This window comes from Nocardia sp. NPDC050435 (assembly GCF_040655395.1).
Lineage (GTDB): Bacteria > Actinomycetota > Actinomycetes > Mycobacteriales > Mycobacteriaceae > Nocardia.
Genome location: NZ_JBFAJW010000007.1, coordinates 158,582 through 175,768 on the forward strand (window position 1 = coordinate 158,582; position 17,187 = coordinate 175,768).

Consider the following 17,187-nt stretch of genomic DNA (forward strand, 5'->3'; position numbering starts at 1 on the left):
GGGTTGGCCCCTAAAAACAAACGGATGTGCTGTTTCTCGCCAAGCATAGCCGCTGCGAGGGTGGGGCTTGTCCGTTAAGTTGAGTACGTTGCATGGGGTTGAAGTGTGTTCTAGTAGGGAGTCGTCCGAGCTGTGACCGATCCGTCTAGCAGCGCTGTGGCTGCCGTTGATCCGGAGTTGTGCCGTGTCTCGGTGATCGGTGGCAATACCCAGCTCGATCTGGGTTTGCCTGCCACGGTACCGATCGCGGCGTTCATCACCGACGTGGTCGAGTTGATCGAATCACGCAACCCCGATCTCACCGAGCACGAAGACGGCGCCCCGCTGCAGACGCAGCACTGGACCCTGGCCCGGATCGGCCGCGACCCCATCCCGGCAAACCAATCGCTCACCGAGGCCGAGGTATTCGACGGCGAGTTGCTGGTATTGCGCTCGGTGACGGCCAAGGAATCCCCGGCGCTGTTCGACGACGTCATCGACGCGGTCTCCAAGCTGACCGCCACGTCGTTCCGGCACTGGTCGCCGGTCTCGGCTCGGTGGCTCGGCCTGCTCGTCGCCCTGGGCGCGGTGCTGGGCGGGATCTACCTGCTCGCCGTGGCCAAGCACGACGGCGCCGGCATCGCCGTGGGTTTCATCGGCCTGGGCGCCGGATTGGTGGCCGGGGGCGCGGCGGTGCTCGTCAGCCGGAAGTATCAGGACGAGGCCCGGCTGCCCGCGATCATGCTCTCGCTCTACGCGCTGCTGCTGATCTTCGCGGGCACGGCGCTGTTCGTGCCCAACGACTTCGGCAGTCCACACGCGATGTTCGCCTGTGTCGCCACACTTTTCGCGGCGGCCGTGCTCTACAGCACCGCACGCGCGGGGGCGACCATGTTCACCACGGTCATCACGCTGGCGCTGTTCGGCGGTGTGGCCGCCATGGTGCGCATGGTCTGGGATCCGGCGCTGTCCAAGATCGCCGCCGGCGTGCTGGTCGGCGCGCTCATCGTGATCACCCTGGTGCCGCGCCTGGCCGTGGCGGCCGCGCGGCTGCCCGTGCCGCCGGTGCCGACCGCGGGCGCCGCGATCGACCCGGCCGACCACGAACCGCGCCCGACCATCGAGGACATCGGCGCGATCGGCGCCACCGCGCTGCCCTCGGCCGCCGGCTTGGAACATCGCGCCCGCGCGGCCAACGAATACCAGTCCGGCATGGTGATCGGCTGCACCATCGCCGCCGTGATCGGCGTGGTGCTGGCCGCCGACCCGCTCGGCGCCGCGCGCTGGCAGGGCATCACGCTCGGCGTGGTGGTCTCGGTGATCCTGTGCCTGCGCGGACGCGCCTTCGCCGACCTGGTGCAGGCCTGCACGCTCATCGCGGGCGGCGCCACCGCACTGGTGGCGCTGGGCATCGGCGCCGCACTCGGGGAATCGAATTGGCAGGTGCCGATCGCCGGCATGCTGCTCGTGGTCGCCGCGGCCGCGGTGGCCTTCGGGGTGATCGGACCGCACACCGAGATGTCGCCGCCGATGCGGCGCACGGGCGAGATCTTCGAATACCTGTTGATCTGCACCATCATTCCGCTGGTGCTGTGGATCATGGACATCTACTCGGCCGCCCGGAACATCTGAGATGGCTCCGCTCTTACGGCGGCTGCTGCGCGCGGGGACCGTGGCGGCGGTGCTCACGCTGGCCGCCGGAACACCCGCGCCCGCACTGGCGGTCGCGCCGCCGCGGATCGACGACGGCGCCCTCGGCGCGGTGCTGGGGCTGGCCGCGAGCGGCAAGCCGCCGGACGAAACCGAACAGGCCAAGGTCTGCGCCGAGCCGACGCTGCGCGGTGGCGTGCCCCGCGATCCGCCGCTGGCGCAACGGGTGCTGAGCCTGACCGAGGCCTGGCAGTTCAGCCGCGGCGCCGGTCAGAAGGTGGCCGTGATCGACACCGGCGTGAACCGGCACTGGCGGCTGCCGGCGCTCCAGGCCGGCGGCGACTTCGTCTCCAATACCGACGGCACCGTCGACTGCGACGGCCACGGCACCTTCGTGGCCGGGATCATCGCGGCCAAACCCAGCCTGGAGGACGGATTCTCCGGCGTCGCACCGGATGCCGAGATCCTGGCCATCCGTCAGCTGAGTTCGGCCTACGAGGCCAAGGACCGCAACCGCCGCGAGGAACCGGGCGTCATCACGCGCGAGGGCTACGGCACGGTCAATACCCTGGCCGCCGGTGTCGTGCGCGCGGTCGACATGGGTGCGACCGTGATCAATATTTCCGAGGTGGCGTGCGCGCCCGCGAGCGCCCAATTCGCCGACGGGGCACTGGGCGCCGCGGTGAAGTACGCCTACGACCGCAATGTGGTCGTGGTCGCCGCCGCCGGAAACACCATGCAGGGCACCGCCTGTGAGAAGCAGAACGAGCGGTCCGGCTGGGGCGCCGTCGGCACCGTCGTCACCCCCGCCTGGTTCACGCCCTACGTGCTGTCGGTGGCCTCGGTGGATCCGGAGGGGGCCGCGTCGCCGTTCTCGCTGAACGGCCCGTGGGTCGGCGTGGCCGCGCCCGGCCGCGAGATCGTCTCCCTGGACAGCAAGCCGGGCGGCGCGGGGCTGGTCAACGCCACCCAGACCGATGAGGGCTACTCCACCATCGACGGCACCAGCTTCTCCAGCGCCTACGTCTCCGGGTTGGCCGCGCTGGTCCGGTCGCGTTTTCCGGAACTGTCCGCGGCCCAGGTGATCGAGCGGATCAAGCAGACCGCGCAGGCGCCCGACAACGGCCGCAACGACAAGATCGGGCACGGCCTGATCGATCCGCTGGCCGCGCTCACGGCGCAACTGCCGCCGCAGCCGGTCACCGTCGGCTCCGACATCCCGCGCAAGATCGCCGGGCCGAGCCCGCCGCCGTACGTCGATCCGGCTCCGCGCCTGGTCGCGACGATCGGCTCGATCACGCTGCTCGCCCTGCTCGGGCTCGGGTACGCCGCCTCGATCCCGTTCCGGCGAGGCAAGCGGGCGAACGTGGATCCGGCCGCGGAGCACGAAGCCGCCGCCGCGACGAGCCCGGCCCCCGGCGGGGGTGGGGCAGCGTGACCACGGACGGCGTTGCGAGCGGCGCACATCAGGCACTAGAAGGGGTGTAGGACATGGCAACCGAAGGTTTCGTCCGCCGCCCGCGGATCGCGCCGCCGCGCCCGCCGGGCGGTGAGGTGGCGCTGTCCGCGCCGCCCGAACTCGACCGTCCCGTCGCCGGCAATCTGCTGATGAAGCTCATGCCCCTGGTCATGGTGGTCGCGGTGGTCGGCATGATCGCGATGATGGTCATGATGGGCCGCAATCTGCTGGCCAATCCGTTCATGATGATGTTCCCGATGATGATGCTGATGTCGATGTTCGGCATGATGGCGGGCATGCGCGGCGGCGGCGGGCCGAAGAAGGCCGCCGAGCTCAACGAGGAACGCAAGGACTACTTCCGCTACCTCGATCAGGTCCGCAAGGATGTGCGCAAGACCGGCAACCAGCAGCTGACGGCGCTGCTGTGGAGTCATCCCGAACCCAGCGATCTGCAGTCGGTCATCGGCAGCCGCCGGATGTGGGAGCGCCGGCCCAACGATCCCGACTTCGGGCACGTGCGGGTCGGGGTGGGCAGCCATCGGCTCGCCACCAAGCTGGCCCGGCCGGAGACCGGCCCGCTCGAAGACCTGGAACCGGTGTCCACGGTGGCGCTGCGCCGGTTCGTGCGCACCCACTCGGTGGTGCACGGGCTGCCGACCGCGATCTCGCTGCGCGCGTTTCCCGCCATCAACATCGAGGGCGATCGCGCGGCCGCGCTCACCCTGGTGCGCTCGATGCTGATGGAATTCACCACCTTCCACGGCCCCGACCACACCGCCGTCGCCATCATCTGCGCCGACCCCGACGGCGCGGCCTGGTCCTGGGCGAAATGGCTGCCGCACCTGCAGCATCCGGTGGACCGCGACGGGATGGGCTCGTCGCGCATGATGTTCCGGTCGCTGGCCGAACTGGAGACCTCCATGTCGGCCGAGCTGGTCGAGCGCGGGCGGTTCATGCGTAACGCGCAGCCGACGGCGGGGCGGATCCATCTGCTGGTGATCATCGACGACGGTTACGTGAGCGGCTCCGAACGCGTGGTCAGCGACGCCGGCCTGGACTCGGTCACCGTGCTCGATCTGACCGCGCCGCAGAGTGGCCTGGCGGTGCGGCGCGGCCTGCAACTGGTCGTCACCGACGACGGCATGGTGGCCGCGAAATCCGCGGCGGGCGTGGAGAAATTCGCCACCGCCGACACCGTGACCAGCGCGGAGGCGGTGGCGCTCGCGCGCGACCTGGCGCGCTATCGCATCGCCACCGCCGCGCAGATGGTGAGCCTGGGTGACGAGACCCGCGCCGATCCCGGCCTGATGGCGCTGCTGAAGATCCCCGACGCCGCGCAGATCGAGCCCGCCGCGGTCTGGCGGCCGCGCAGCGATCGCGAGCGTCTGCGGGTGCCGATCGGCGTGACGCCCGACGGCACGCCGGTCGAGATCGACATCAAGGAATCGGCCGAGAACGGCATGGGCCCGCACGGGCTGTGCATCGGCGCGACGGGTTCCGGCAAGTCGGAATTCCTGCGCACGCTGGTGCTGTCCATGGTGACCACGCACTCGCCGGACCTGCTGAACCTGGTGCTCGTCGACTTCAAGGGCGGCGCGACCTTCCTCGGCCTGGATTCACTGCCGCACGTTTCCGCGGTCATCACCAACCTGGAAGAGGAGCTCGCGCTCGTCGACCGCATGAAGGACGCGCTCTCCGGCGAGATGACCCGGCGCCAGGAACTGCTGCGCGCGGCGGGCAACTTCGCCAACGTGACCGAGTACGAGAAGGCGCGCGCGGCGGGCGCGGATCTGGATCCGCTGCCCGCGCTGTTCGTCGTGGTCGACGAGTTCTCCGAGTTGCTGTCCCAGAAGCCGGATTTCGCGGACCTGTTCGTGATGATCGGCCGCCTGGGCCGCTCGCTGCGCGTGCATCTGCTGCTGGCCTCCCAGCGCCTGGAAGAGAACAAACTGCGCGGCCTGGACTCGCATCTGTCCTACCGGATCGGCCTGCGCACTTTCTCCGCCAACGAATCCCGCGCGGTGCTCGGCATCACCGATGCCTACCATCTGCCCAGCGTCCCCGGCTCCGGCTATCTCAAGAGCGACGCCGACGACCCGCTGCGTTTCAACGCCAGCTACGTCTCCGGCCCGTATGTGTCGCCACGCGGCACCCGTCAGGTGGACGGCAAGACCGTGGGCGGACAGTCGCCCGCGGTGTTCACCGCCGCGCCGGTGGCCATGCCCGAGATCATCGAGCCCGCCCGCGAGGCCGCGCCGGCCGGGCGGCCCGAACTGCCGCCGCCCCCGTCGCGGCTCGGCCTGCCCGAGTTGCCGCCCCCGCCCGGGGAAATGGTGGACGAGGCGGACGACGACGCGGACGAGCAGCAGTCGCCGCGGACGGTCGCCGAGGCCGTCCCCGCGACGCTGCTGACCACCGTCGTCGATCGGCTGCGCGGCCACGGCCGTCCGGCGCACGAGGTGTGGCTGCCGCCGCTGGAGGAATCGCCCTCGGTGGACATGCTGCTGCCCGACCCGGATTGGCGGTCGCCGGTGAACCGGCACGGTCAGCTGTGGCTGCCGCTCGGCGTCATCGACAAGCCCTACGAGCAGCGCCGCGATGTGCTGATCGTGGATCTGTCGGCGGCCCAGGGCAACATCGCGATCGTCGGTGGCCCGCAGTCGGGCAAGTCGACGACCGTGCGCACCGTGATCATGGCCGCGGCGGCCACCCACACCCCCGAGCAGGTGCAGTTCTACTGCCTCGACTTCGGTGGCGGCACGCTCGCGGGCCTGGCCGGGCTGCCGCATGTCGGCTCGGTCGCGGGCCGCATGGAGGTGGACCGGATTCGTCGCACCATCGCCGAGGTCACCGGCATTCTGCGGCGCCGGGAGGAGCTCTTCCGGGAGCTGGGGATCGACACGATCCTCGAATTCCGCAGGCGCAAGGCGCGGTTGGCCGAGTTGTCGCCGGCCGAGCGGCAGTCCGACCCGCTCGCGCAGGATATGCACGGCGATGTCTTCCTCGTCATCGACGGGTGGCCCACCATTCGCGCCGATTACGACACGCTGGAACCCCAGCTCAACGCCATCGCGGCGCAGGGTCTGTCCTACGGCGTGCACCTGATGATCTCGACCACGCGGTGGCCGGAGATCAGACCGCAGATCAAGGACCTCATCGGCACCCGGATCGAGCTGCGGCTCGGTGACCCGTCCGACTCCGAGATGGATCGCCGCACCGCGGTTCTCGTCCCCACCGGGCGGCCGGGTCGCGGTCTCACCGCGCAGAAGCTGCATCTGCTGATCGCGCTGCCGCGCCTGGACTCCGACTCCGATCCGCGCACCCTGTCCGAGGGCGTCACGGCGGCCCGGGAGCAGCTCAACGAGCTCTACGGCGGGCGGCGCGCGCCGGAGGTGCGGATGCTGCCGATGGAACTCTCGCGGGAGGCCGTCGTCGCCGAGGCGGCGCGCCACGGTGTCCACCAGAACAAGACCCGCGCGGTCATCGGCATCGGCGAGACCGAACTGCAGCCGATGGTGCTGGATTTCGAGGCCCAGCCGCACTTCTTCGCGCTGTGCGATCCGGAGTGCGGGAAGACCACGCTGCTGCGCAATATCGTCGCGGGCGTCACGGAGAACTCCGACTCCGAGCAGGCGCGGGTCATCCTCATCGACTACCGCCGCACCATGCTCGGCGTGCTCGAGGGCGCCCAGCTGGCGGGCTACTCGACCTCGTCGCAGACCTCCTTCGGCATGGTCAAGGAGGTCGCGAACTACCTGCAGAAGCGGATCCCCGGCAACGACATCACGCCGCAGCAACTGCGCGAGCGCAGCTGGTGGACCGGGCCCGAGATCTATGTCGTGGTCGACGATTACGAGATGGTGGTCTCCGGCGGGCGCAATCCGCTGGAGCCGCTGGTCGAGTTCCTGCCGCAGGCCCGCGACATCGGCCTGCACGTGGTGATCACGCGCCGGGCCGGCGGCGCGAGCCGGGCCATGTTCGACAAGGTGCTGGGCACCATGAAGGACATGGGTGTGGACGCGCTGCTGATGAGCGCGCCCAAGGACGAGGGCAAGATCCTCGGCGAGATCCGGGCTGCCAAGCTGCCGCCCGGGCGCGGCACGCTCATCACGCGCAACAGCAACGAGATGATTCAGGTCGCCCATCTGCCGCCGCTGTAAGCCCCCATAAACAAAGTCCCGCAGTTCTTTTCAGAACTGCGGGACTTTCAAATTCGGGGACCGCGGCTCACCACTCCGGGAGCCGGCGGCGGCCCGCAACGATGTCGCGCACCAGATCGTCGTAGGCGTCGGCCAGTTCGGCCAGGTGATGCCAGGCGCCGTGCAGCATCTCGTCGTGGGCGTCCAGGGTCATCAGCGCATGGTGGGCGCGGACCGAGGATTCGGCCAGGCGGTCGATGACCGACCCGACGGTTTCGGTGTGCAGGGTGGCGCCAAGGCGGTGCTGGGGGACGCTGCGCGTCACCCAATCGTCAACCGCCATAACGAGTTCCGAGCGTCGTCGCTCGATCTCGAGGATCACGGTCGGATCGGTATCGATGGAGCCGCCGCGACCGACGATGCGCCGTTCGTGCAGCACAGCGAGATCGCGGGCAAACCAGAGCAGCGGGCCGCCGACCACGCGGTGCCCGCGGCACGCTCTCACGAGTAGATCCGAGGTCGGCAGTTGCCCCGAATTCACGGGCTGCGCCGCCGATTCGGCGCACCGCTGTGCGCCGGGAAGAGCCATGACTACCGTAGATGAATCCGAACCTGCCACGTTGCCTCGCCGTTCATCGCCGCACAACACCGGATCAGGACGTTGATTACAATAAACCTCTGAAGGCACCTGTCAAGCGTTACCGGGCCGTAGAAAACGACGAAGAGTACACTTCGTTACCTGCACGAAACCTAGGAGCACGATGGCGGAGGGTCCGACATACCACCGGATCGCAGACCTCCTCCGCGAGGAGATCCGCGCGGGCAAGTGGAACCCCGGTGACCGGCTTCCCAGCCACACCGAACTTGCCGATCAGATGCAGGTCTCGATCACCACTGCGCGCAACGCCATCCAAGTGCTCGTCACCGAAAACCTGGTCTACACCGCCACTTCCCGGGGCACGATCGTCCGGAACCAGGAAGTGCTCGAATCCGTGGTCACCGACCACGTCCGGCCCGATCGCCCGCGCGCGTCCCACGATATCTTCGAAGAGATCGCCCGGGCGGCGAATCGCGAGCCCGCCAAGGAATTCAGTGCCCGGATGGAGCCCGCCGCCCCGGAGGTCGCCCTGTGGCTCGGAGTGCCGGAAGACTCCTGGGTATTGGCCCGGACCGTCGTACAATATCTGGACAACGAACCCTGGTCCTGGGAAGTCAGTTTCTACCCGCGTGATCTCGCCGAAGCCACCGGAATCGACTCGCCGCACGACATTCCGGAGGGCACGACTCGTCGGCTGGCCGAGCGCGGCCACGCCGAAACCGCCCATCGCGACACCCTCTGCGCCCGGCCCGCCACCGTCGAGGAAGCCACCGTCCTGGGCGTGGGCACCGGCACGATTCTGCTCGACCACCTCCGGATCGGCGCCAACCACGAGCGCGTGACCCGCGCGACCAGGCACCGTTCCATCGCCACCCGCAATCGCCTGTCCTATGAGCTCGGCGATGACGAAGGAATCGCCGTCATCCGCGACACGCTGGGAAGCGCATACCGGCGTGGCATCTCTCTCCCTTGACCGAAGGGAATATGTGTTGCCATGAATACCGAGATCCGGCCGGCAACCTTCGGCGACCTTGCCACCATCTGCCGACTACGACTGCAGCGCACCGCCTGGCTGACCGCCCAGGGGTCCGATCAGTGGACCGTGGCCGGGCACGGAAAACCGATCGAGGCCTTCGCCCACGCCGTGGGCCGCTCCATGGACGCCGGGGAGACCTGGATCGCCGAGTGCAACGGTGAACCCGCCGGCACCATCACAGTCGACCGGCACGCCGACCCGAATCTCTGGTCGCCCTGGGAACTCGACGACGCCGTCATCGTGCACTACATGATCGTCGACCTGCGGTTCGCCGGGCACCGCATCGGCCATCGACTACTCGCGCACGCCGCCTACCTCGCCCATCAGCAGGATCGGGCCTGGGTCCGGCTCGACGCCTGGACCACCAATACCGCACTGCACGACTACTACCGGCGCGCCGGTTTCCATCTGGCCCGGATCGCGGGGCCCATCGCCACCGGGCCATCGCGCGCGCTGTTCGAACGCCGCACCAACTCCTGGGATTTCGCGCTCGGAAGCCGGTTGCTCCAACCGGTGCTCACGGCCTATCGCGTCGGCCCGTAGCGGTGACGAGGGCTTGCCCCGCAGCGATTTTCGCCGCGGGGCGTGGCCGATCAGTGGTGGTAGCGCCGGTGATCGAGATTGAACTCGTCGGCGACCGTGGCGGCGAGTTCGACGTAGGCGCGTTTGGCCTGCTTGCTCAGGCGGTGCAGGTCGATCTCCGCGCCCTCGGACAGGTGGTCGTCGAACGGGATGATGTGCACGGCGCGGCAGCGGGCCAGGAAGTACTCGCGCAGCTGCTGGATGCCGACGTTCACCGATCCCTCACGCGGCAGGTTGATCACCACGACCGCGTTGCGGACCAGATGGTCGTGACCGTGCAGCGAGAGCCAATCCAGGGTGGAGGCGGCGCTGCGGGCGCCGTCGATGGCGGCCGAGGAGATCAGCACCAGCGAGTGCGCGAGGTCGAGCACGCCGCTCATCGCCGAGTGCGTCAGTCCGGTGCCGCAGTCGGTGAGAATGATGTTGTAGTAGCGCTGCAGAATGCGCGCGACAGCGCGGTACTCGTGCTCGTTGAACTGCTCCGAGGCTGCCGGATCACGCTCCGAGGCAAGCACTTCCAGTCGGCTGGTGGCCTGGGAGGTGTGCTTGCGGACATCGGAGTAGCGCTCCACGTCCGGATCCAGCAGCAGATCGCGCACTGTGGAGCGGGTCTGCAGCGGAACGCGCTGGGAGAGCGTGCCGAAGTCCGGGTTGGCGTCGACGGCGATCACCCGGTCGCCGCGGATCGAGGCGAAGATCGAGCCGAGACCCATGGTGGTGGTGGTCTTTCCGACGCCGCCCTTCAGCGACAGCACCGCGATCCGGTAGTCGCCGCGCACCGGCTGGCGGATCCGCGCCACCAACTCCTGCAACCGCAACTCCTCCGCGGACATGCCGGGATTGATCGCGCCACCGGAGATGTGGTGCACGGCCTTCCGCCACCCGCCGCCGGGCGCCTTCTTGGCCCGGCGCAGGGGTACGTCGTCCAGCGAGGGTGGGGGCCCGGTCGGCGGGCGCGGGCCGTTGTTCCACTGCCCACCCGGATTCTGTTGCCATTGCTGCTGATTCGGCCCGGGGCCCTGACCGCCCTGCGGGTAAGCGTTCGGCCCACCGTGGTAACCCTGCGGCTGCATCGTGGACTGATCGCCCGGCGCGGATTGATTGAACACACCGGGATCACGACGTTCGCCGGGCGCCGGCTGATCACCGACAGGCGCGCGGTGCTCGTTCGGAGCCGGTGCGAACCCGCCGGGCCCGTTGGCGAACGACTGCTCGTGCAGTCCGGGGTCGCGGCGTTCACCGGGCGCGAAAGCTCCGGCGAAAGAGGAGTTCGGCTGGTTGAAGACGCCCGGATCGCGGCGTTCGCCCGGCGCGGGCTGATCGCCTACGGGCGCCCGATGATCCGCCACCGGGGCGGCACCGCCGGCGTGCGCCGGATACTGGCCCGGGGCGGGCTGGTCGCCGAGGGGTGCGCGGGAGTCGTTCGCGGCCGGTGCGAACGCGCCGGGATGACCCGCCGGTGCGAAGGATTGCGGTTCGCCGGGCTGAGCGCCGGGCGCGATGGAGCCCGAGCGTCCGATGGCCGAGGGGTCGCCGAGGGAGGCGCGATCGCCGGTTGGCGGAGGGAAGTTGCCCGGTGCGCCGGGCGCGGACTGACCGGTTGGCGGGGCGAAGGAACCCGATCCACCTGAAGCCTGCGGTGCGAAGGATCCGGGTTCGCCGGTGGCGCCTGGTGCGGAGGAACCCGTCCCGCCAGATGTCGGCGGTGCGAAGGATCCGGGCTGGCCGGTGGCGCCTGGTGCGAAGGAACCCGACCCGCCAGATGTCGGCGGTGCGAAGGATCCGGGCTGGCCGGTGGCGCCTGGTGCGAAGGAACCCGACCCGCCTGAAGTCGGCGGTGCGAAGGATCCGGGCTGGCCGGTGGCGCCTGGTGCGAAGGAACCCGACCCGCCTGAAGTCGGCGGTGCGAAGGATCCGGGTTCGCCGGGTTGGCCGGTGCCGCCGGGCGCGTTGGAGCCCGACCGGCTGACGGCGGAGGGGTCGCCGAGCGATGCGCGGTCGCCGACCGGCGGTGCGAAACCGCCTGGCGCGCCGGGGGTGGGCTGACCGGGCGGGGCGAACGTGCCGGGGCCGCCGGATGCGGGCGGCGCGAAGGATCCTGATTCGCTCGGGCCGGTGTTGCCGGGTGCGAAGGAGCCCGATCGGCCGACCGCGGAGGGGTCACCCAGGGAGGCGCGATCACCGGTGCTCGGGGCGGCAGGCGTGCTCGGCTGGTTGTAGAGGCCGGGGTCGCGCCGCTCGCCGGGGTCGGGCGGGTCGACCGGGGTGCGGGCATCGCCGGTGGCTGGTGCAAATGCGCCTGGACCGCTGGACGCCGGCTGGTTGTACAGGCCGGGGTCGCGGGGTGCGGAGTCACCGATGGGTGCGCGATCGTCGGTGGCGAATGTGCCTGGGCCGCTGGTGGGCTGGTTGTAGAGGCCGGGGTCGCGGCGTTCGCTCGGTGTGGATGGGTCACCGAGGGGTGCGCGGTCGTCGGTGGGGGCGAATGTGCCTGGGCCGCTGGCGGGCTGGTTGAAGACACCTGGGTCGCGGCGTTCGCCGGGGGCGAGTGGGTCGCTGACCGGAGCGCGGGAACCGGCGGCGGGCGGGGCGAACGCGCCGGGGATGCGGCGGCCGTCGGGGCCGCGCTGGTCGGCCTGCGTGGAAGCTGCCGGGTTCCAAGGCTGTTCGCCGCTGGTCGGCGTGGGGGGTGTGAAAGGTGGGGGATTCCAGGCCGGGTCGGGCTGGGCCGCCGAAGCAGGTTCGTTCGCTTCGTCTTCCGAAGGCAGCCAGTGGCGGCCGCGGGCCTCGGAGGGGTCGTCGGGGGAATTCACCCACGACGGGCGGGCCGACTCTGCCGGGTCGGATTCGGGCTGTTCGGGGTCCAGGCCGAGGTGGCTGGGGTCGGATGGGCCGGCCAGCCAGGGTGGTGGGCCGTCGAGGGGCGCGTCGGTGCGCGGCGGCGGCTCGGGGAGCGGGGGACGGCCGCCCGCCGGGGCACTGTCGGATTCGCGCGGCTGTGGAGTGCTGGGCTGGTCGCCGACGGGCGGCGGGCCGGGGATCTCGGGGCGCGAACCGGCTGCGGGGCTTTCGGATTCGCGAGGTTGGTCGCCGAGGGCGGGAGTCTGTGCGGTGACGCCGGGCGGCGGGCCGGGCAGGTACGGGCGCTCGCCGGCGGCCGGAGGCTCGGGCAGACGGGCCGGGGGCTCCGGTAGACGAGCCGGCGGCTCGGACAAATGCGCGGGCGGTTCGGGCAGGCGCGCGGGCGGCTCGGGGAGCGGCAGCCGGGTGTCGGCCGATTCGGGCTCGGGGCGGGTGTATCGAGTAGTCGCCTCGCTGGACGGCATCGGGTCGGCAGCGCCACCGCGCGCGTCCGGTCCGGGCTGCGGCTGACCCAAGGGCTGGAACGAACCGCGGTGCTCGCCCGGCTGACGCGTGGGCAGACCGGGCGGTGGGGTGCGATGGTGCGGGCCGGAATCCTGGGGACGGGCACCATGAGGGAGTTGCGTCGGACCGGACGGGAGCGAATCCTCCGGGCGCGCCCCGGGCGGAACCATGCCGGGCTGCTGGCCGCGTGGATCGCGGGACGGGTCGAGCTGCCCACGCGGGTTGCCCGAGGGATCGAACTGGCCGTGCGGATCGCGAGACGGGTCGAGCTGGCTGCGCGCGTCACCCGATGGATCGAACTGTCCACGTGGGTCGCGGGAGGGATCGAGCTGGCTGCGCGCGTCGCCTGACGGATCGAACTGTCCACGCGGATCGCGGGAGGGATCGAGCTGCCCACGCGGGTCGACGTTCTGGCCGCGCCCGGGATCGCCCTGTGCGCGAGAATCACGTGACGGATCGCCCCCCGCCTGCGACCAAGGCGCGGATTCGGGCTGCGACCATGAACCGGGGCGCTCCTCCGAGCGGGCCGCCGGCTGCGACCAGGAGTCTCCGCGCGGCTCGGGCGTCTGCTCCGGGACGTCCTTGTCTCGCCCGAACAGCCCCTTCCGCTTCTTCTTGTCCTTGCGTCTGGGGGTGTCGTCGATCAGGTCTTCGTGCGGCAGATTCTGGACCGGTTCCTCGTACCCGGCGCCACCATCGCTCTCGGCCAGCCACGGCGGCAGCATGGGCAAGCTGTCGTTGTTACGACTCACGCCATTGCCTCACTGAACCAGACGAATGCTGTCGACTCGGTAAGCTTCACAGCATCCCCCTAGATCTGCTCGATCGATTTCTGGATCGCGCCCAGTTTACGCGACACTCCCGGCCCGTCGTGGGCCCGGTCACCTCGCCGACCAGGGGTTCGTTTTTGCCTGATCGGATGCCTCCCGGTAAGCTGGAGCGGCGGTGCACCTATGCGCCGACTGTTTGCATGCCCCTCGCTCGGTGAGCAGGGTTCATCCAAACAGACACCAGGCAATCAAACCAGGTTCTGGCGGCAGCGCTCGTCGAACCGGGATCGCGGAGGACATGGCGAAGAAAGACGGGGCCATCGAGGTCGAGGGTCGAGTTGTCGAGCCGCTGCCCAATGCGATGTTCCGGATCGAGCTCGAGAACGGACACAAGGTTCTCGCGCACATCAGCGGAAAGATGCGGCAGCACTACATTCGTATCCTTCCCGAGGACCGGGTGGTCGTTGAGCTTTCCCCCTACGACCTGTCCCGCGGCCGCATCGTTTACCGCTACAAGTGATCGCTGTGTGATCACTCCGGCGGCGTCCGGTACGCCGTCAGCCCGGGAAACCGGGCCCACAGACTTCCCCGGTCAGTTGGCTGGGGAAAAACTGTGTTCACACCTGTGAACCATCAGAAAGATTGGACGGACGTGAAGGTTCAGCCGAGCGTCAAGAAGATCTGCGAGAAGTGCAAGGTGATCCGCCGCCACGGCCGGGTCATGGTGATCTGCGACAACCTGCGTCACAAGCAGCGTCAGGGCTGATTCGAGCCCACCGGGCCCTCGGGCCCTGATCACCAGCCAAGCATCGAACGCAGTTCGGATTGGCTAACAAAGAAGAACTCCCAGCTCCAGCCGCACGCTGCGGAACAATCCGGGTCCAGCCCGGGGGCGTGTGCGCCAACCACCGGCACGGAGGCCGGTGCCCCGCCAAGACGATGGGGAACGGACAGGGAGCAGACCTCCGCAACATTAAGGAACCTGCCACATGGCACGTCTCATGGGCGTTGATCTCCCGCGCGAAAAGCGCATGGAGATCGCGCTGACCTACATTTTCGGTATCGGGCGTACCCGCGCCAAGGAGATCCTGGACGCGACGGGCGTCAGCCCGGACCTGCGTTCCAAGGACCTCAGCGACGACCAGGTCACGCAGCTGCGTGACTACATCGAGGGTTCCGACCTCAAGGTCGAAGGTGATCTGCGCCGTGAGGTGCAGGCCGATATCCGTCGCAAGATCGAGATCGGCTGCTACCAGGGTCTGCGCCACCGTCGTGGCCTGCCCGTGCGTGGCCAGCGCACCAAGACCAACGCGCGCACCCGCAAGGGCCCGAAGCGCACCGTCGCCGGCAAGAAGAAGTAGGGATAACCGATGCCTCCGAAGAGTCGTACCTCGGGTCCTAAGAAGACCCAGAAGTCGCGTCGCCGGGATAAGAAGAACGTCCCGCACGGCAACGCGCATATCAAGAGCACGTTCAACAACACGATCGTGTCGATCACCGATCCGAACGGCAACGTCATCTCCTGGGCGTCCTCGGGTCACGTCGGCTTCAAGGGTTCGCGTAAGAGCACCCCGTTCGCCGCGCAGCTCGCCGCCGAGAACGCTGCCCGCAAGGCGCAGGAGCACGGCGTCAAGAAGGTCGACGTGTTCGTGAAGGGCCCGGGTTCGGGCCGCGAGACCGCGATCCGTTCGCTCCAGGCCGCGGGCCTGGAGGTCGGCACGATCTCCGATGTCACTCCGCAGCCGCACAACGGCTGCCGTCCGCCCAAGCGGCGTCGCGTCTAGCGGGAAAGGAAGAGATAAACAATGGCTCGTTATACAGGCCCCATCACCCGCAAGTCGCGTCGCCTGCGTGTCGACCTCGTCGGAGGCGACCAGGCGTTCGAGCGTCGTCCTTACCCGCCCGGCCAGCACGGCCGCGCGCGGATCAAGGAATCCGAGTACCTGATGCAGCTGCAGGAGAAGCAGAAGGCTCGCTTCTCCTACGGCGTCATGGAGAAGCAGTTCCGTCGCTACTACGAAGAGGCCAACCGCCTCAAGGGTAAGACCGGCGACAACCTGCTCCGCCTGCTGGAGACCCGCCTGGACAACGTCGTGTACCGCGCCGGTCTGGCGCGCACCCGTCGTCAGGCCCGCCAGCTCGTCTCGCACGGCCACTTCATCGTCAACGGTGTCGCGGTCAACGTCCCGAGCTACCAGGTGACCCAGTACGACATCATCGATGTCAAGGACAAGTCGCTCCCGACGCTGCCGTTCCAGGTCGCGCGCGAGACCGTCGGCGACCGCCCGGTTCCGGGCTGGCTGCAGGTGATCCCGGGCCGGCTGCGGATCCTGGTGCACCAGCTTCCCGAGCGCGCCCAGATCGATGTGCCGCTGCAGGAACAGCTGATCGTCGAGTACTACTCGAAGTAATCAGCTCTGCCGTCCGTAGTCGCCCGCTCGGCGGGCGATTACGGGCAACCCCCATAACGTGGGCATCAAATAGTGGGTGCCCGTACAGGAGGATGATCCAACATGCTGATTTCCCAGCGCCCCACGCTGACCGAAGAGGTCGTGGCGGAGAACCGCTCGAAGTTCACCATCGAACCCCTCGAGCCGGGCTTCGGTTACACCCTCGGCAACTCGCTGCGCCGCACCCTGCTCTCGAGCATTCCGGGTGCCGCCGTCACCAGCATCCGCATCGACGGTGTCCTGCACGAGTTCACCACCGTTCCCGGCGTGAAGGAAGATGTCACCGACATCATCCTGAACCTCAAGGGTCTGGTCGTGTCCTCGGAAGAGGACGAGCCGGTGACCATGTACGTGCGCAAGCAGGGCCCGGGCACCGTCACCGCCGGTGACATCGTGCCCCCCGCCGGTGTTGTCGTGCACAACCCGGACATGCACATCGCCACCCTGAACGACAAGGGCAAGCTGGAGATCGAGCTCGTCGTCGAGCGCGGTCGCGGCTACGTCCCCGCCGTCCAGAACAAGGCCTCGGGTGCGGAAATCGGCCGGATCCCGGTGGACTCGATCTACTCGCCGGTGCTCAAGGTGACCTACAAGGTCGAGGCCACCCGTGTCGAGCAGCGCACCGACTTCGACCGTCTGATCCTGGACGTGGAGACCAAGAACTCCATCAGCGCCCGGGACGCGCTCGCCTCGGCGGGCAAGACCCTCGTCGAGCTCTTCGGCCTGGCCCGTGAGCTCAACGTCGAAGCCGAAGGCATCGAGATCGGCCCCTCGCCGGCCGAAGCGGATCACATCGCTTCGTTCGGCCTGCCGATCGAGGATCTGGACCTCACCGTCCGGTCCTACAACTGCCTCAAGCGCGAAGGCGTGCACACCGTGGGCGAGCTCGTTGCCCGCACCGAGTCGGATCTGCTGGATATTCGCAACTTCGGCCAGAAGTCCATCGACGAGGTCAAGGTCAAGCTGCATGCGCTTGGTCTCTCGCTGAAGGACAGCCCGGCCTCGTTCGATCCGTCTTCCGTGGTGGGTTACGACGCGAGCACCGGAACGTGGAGCGACAGCGGCACGTTCAGTGACACCGATGGCGGCGAGCAGGACTACGCCGAGACCGAACAGCTCTAGGCCGTCGGGGTAGGCATACCCCGGCCCGGCCTTACT

13 protein-coding genes are annotated in these 17,187 nt (G+C 69.0%); 11 read left to right on the plus strand and 2 right to left on the minus strand.

Going from position 1 to position 17,187, the window contains the following annotated elements; translation table 11 throughout:
• Positions 1–156: 156 nt before the first annotated feature.
• From eccD to eccCa, 3 genes are read left to right on the plus strand one after another with little or no spacing between them, the layout of a single operon-like run.
• On the plus strand, positions 157–1,611 hold the full coding sequence (eccD, locus tag AB0I43_RS22280; protein ID WP_357432625.1) for a type VII secretion integral membrane protein EccD: 1,455 nt from the start codon (positions 157–159) through the stop codon (positions 1,609–1,611).
• A 1-nt stretch (position 1,612) separates the two neighbouring features.
• Positions 1,613–3,067, plus strand: coding sequence for a type VII secretion-associated serine protease mycosin (gene mycP, locus AB0I43_RS22285; RefSeq protein ID WP_357432626.1), 1,455 nt, complete (start codon positions 1,613–1,615; stop codon positions 3,065–3,067).
• Between the two features lie 53 nt (positions 3,068–3,120).
• The gene (gene eccCa, locus AB0I43_RS22290) at positions 3,121–7,248 is read left to right on the plus strand and encodes a type VII secretion protein EccCa (RefSeq protein ID WP_356973831.1); all 4,128 of its coding nucleotides are present in this window, start codon (positions 3,121–3,123) and stop codon (positions 7,246–7,248) included.
• A 67-nt stretch (positions 7,249–7,315) separates the two neighbouring features.
• On the opposite strand, the gene AB0I43_RS22295 is transcribed toward eccCa, so the two are convergent.
• Positions 7,316–7,732 carry a DUF4254 domain-containing protein gene (locus tag AB0I43_RS22295; RefSeq protein WP_356973832.1) on the minus strand — a complete coding sequence of 139 codons (417 nt, stop codon included), beginning with the start codon at positions 7,730–7,732 and terminating at the stop codon, positions 7,316–7,318.
• A gap of 256 nt (positions 7,733–7,988) precedes the next feature.
• Between AB0I43_RS22295 and AB0I43_RS22300 the strand changes: the two genes are divergently transcribed.
• Together AB0I43_RS22300 and AB0I43_RS22305 are read left to right on the plus strand one after the other, a co-directional pair.
• Positions 7,989–8,798 carry a GntR family transcriptional regulator gene (locus AB0I43_RS22300; protein WP_356973833.1) on the plus strand — a complete coding sequence of 270 codons (810 nt, stop codon included), beginning with the start codon at positions 7,989–7,991 and terminating at the stop codon, positions 8,796–8,798.
• 21 nt (positions 8,799–8,819) lie between these two features.
• On the plus strand, positions 8,820–9,404 hold the full coding sequence (locus AB0I43_RS22305; RefSeq protein ID WP_356973834.1) for a GNAT family N-acetyltransferase: 585 nt from the start codon (positions 8,820–8,822) through the stop codon (positions 9,402–9,404).
• Between the two features lie 50 nt (positions 9,405–9,454).
• On the opposite strand, the gene AB0I43_RS22310 is transcribed toward AB0I43_RS22305, so the two are convergent.
• Positions 9,455–13,561 carry an AAA family ATPase gene (locus tag AB0I43_RS22310; RefSeq protein WP_356973835.1) on the minus strand — a complete coding sequence of 1,369 codons (4,107 nt, stop codon included), beginning with the start codon at positions 13,559–13,561 and terminating at the stop codon, positions 9,455–9,457.
• Positions 13,562–13,877: 316 nt separating this feature from the next.
• Between AB0I43_RS22310 and infA the strand changes: the two genes are divergently transcribed.
• The 6 genes from infA (at position 13,878) to AB0I43_RS22340 (ending at position 17,151) form a co-directional block, all read left to right on the plus strand.
• Positions 13,878–14,099 (plus strand): translation initiation factor IF-1, encoded by a 222-nt coding sequence (infA, locus tag AB0I43_RS22315; protein ID WP_003418601.1) that lies wholly within the window; start codon positions 13,878–13,880, stop codon positions 14,097–14,099.
• A gap of 132 nt (positions 14,100–14,231) precedes the next feature.
• The gene (rpmJ, locus tag AB0I43_RS22320) at positions 14,232–14,345 is read left to right on the plus strand and encodes a 50S ribosomal protein L36 (protein WP_011207363.1); all 114 of its coding nucleotides are present in this window, start codon (positions 14,232–14,234) and stop codon (positions 14,343–14,345) included.
• Positions 14,346–14,568: 223 nt separating this feature from the next.
• Positions 14,569–14,940, plus strand: a complete 372-nt coding sequence (gene rpsM / locus AB0I43_RS22325; protein ID WP_356973836.1) for a 30S ribosomal protein S13 — start codon at positions 14,569–14,571, stop codon at positions 14,938–14,940.
• A gap of 9 nt (positions 14,941–14,949) precedes the next feature.
• Positions 14,950–15,363: a 30S ribosomal protein S11 gene (gene rpsK, locus AB0I43_RS22330; protein ID WP_356973837.1), complete on the plus strand. Its 414-nt coding sequence runs from the start codon at positions 14,950–14,952 to the stop codon at positions 15,361–15,363.
• A 21-nt stretch (positions 15,364–15,384) separates the two neighbouring features.
• Positions 15,385–15,990, plus strand: a complete 606-nt coding sequence (gene rpsD / locus AB0I43_RS22335) for a 30S ribosomal protein S4 (RefSeq protein WP_356973838.1) — start codon at positions 15,385–15,387, stop codon at positions 15,988–15,990.
• Between the two features lie 102 nt (positions 15,991–16,092).
• Positions 16,093–17,151 (plus strand): DNA-directed RNA polymerase subunit alpha, encoded by a 1,059-nt coding sequence (locus tag AB0I43_RS22340; protein WP_067785162.1) that lies wholly within the window; start codon positions 16,093–16,095, stop codon positions 17,149–17,151.
• Positions 17,152–17,187: the final 36 nt, after the last annotated feature.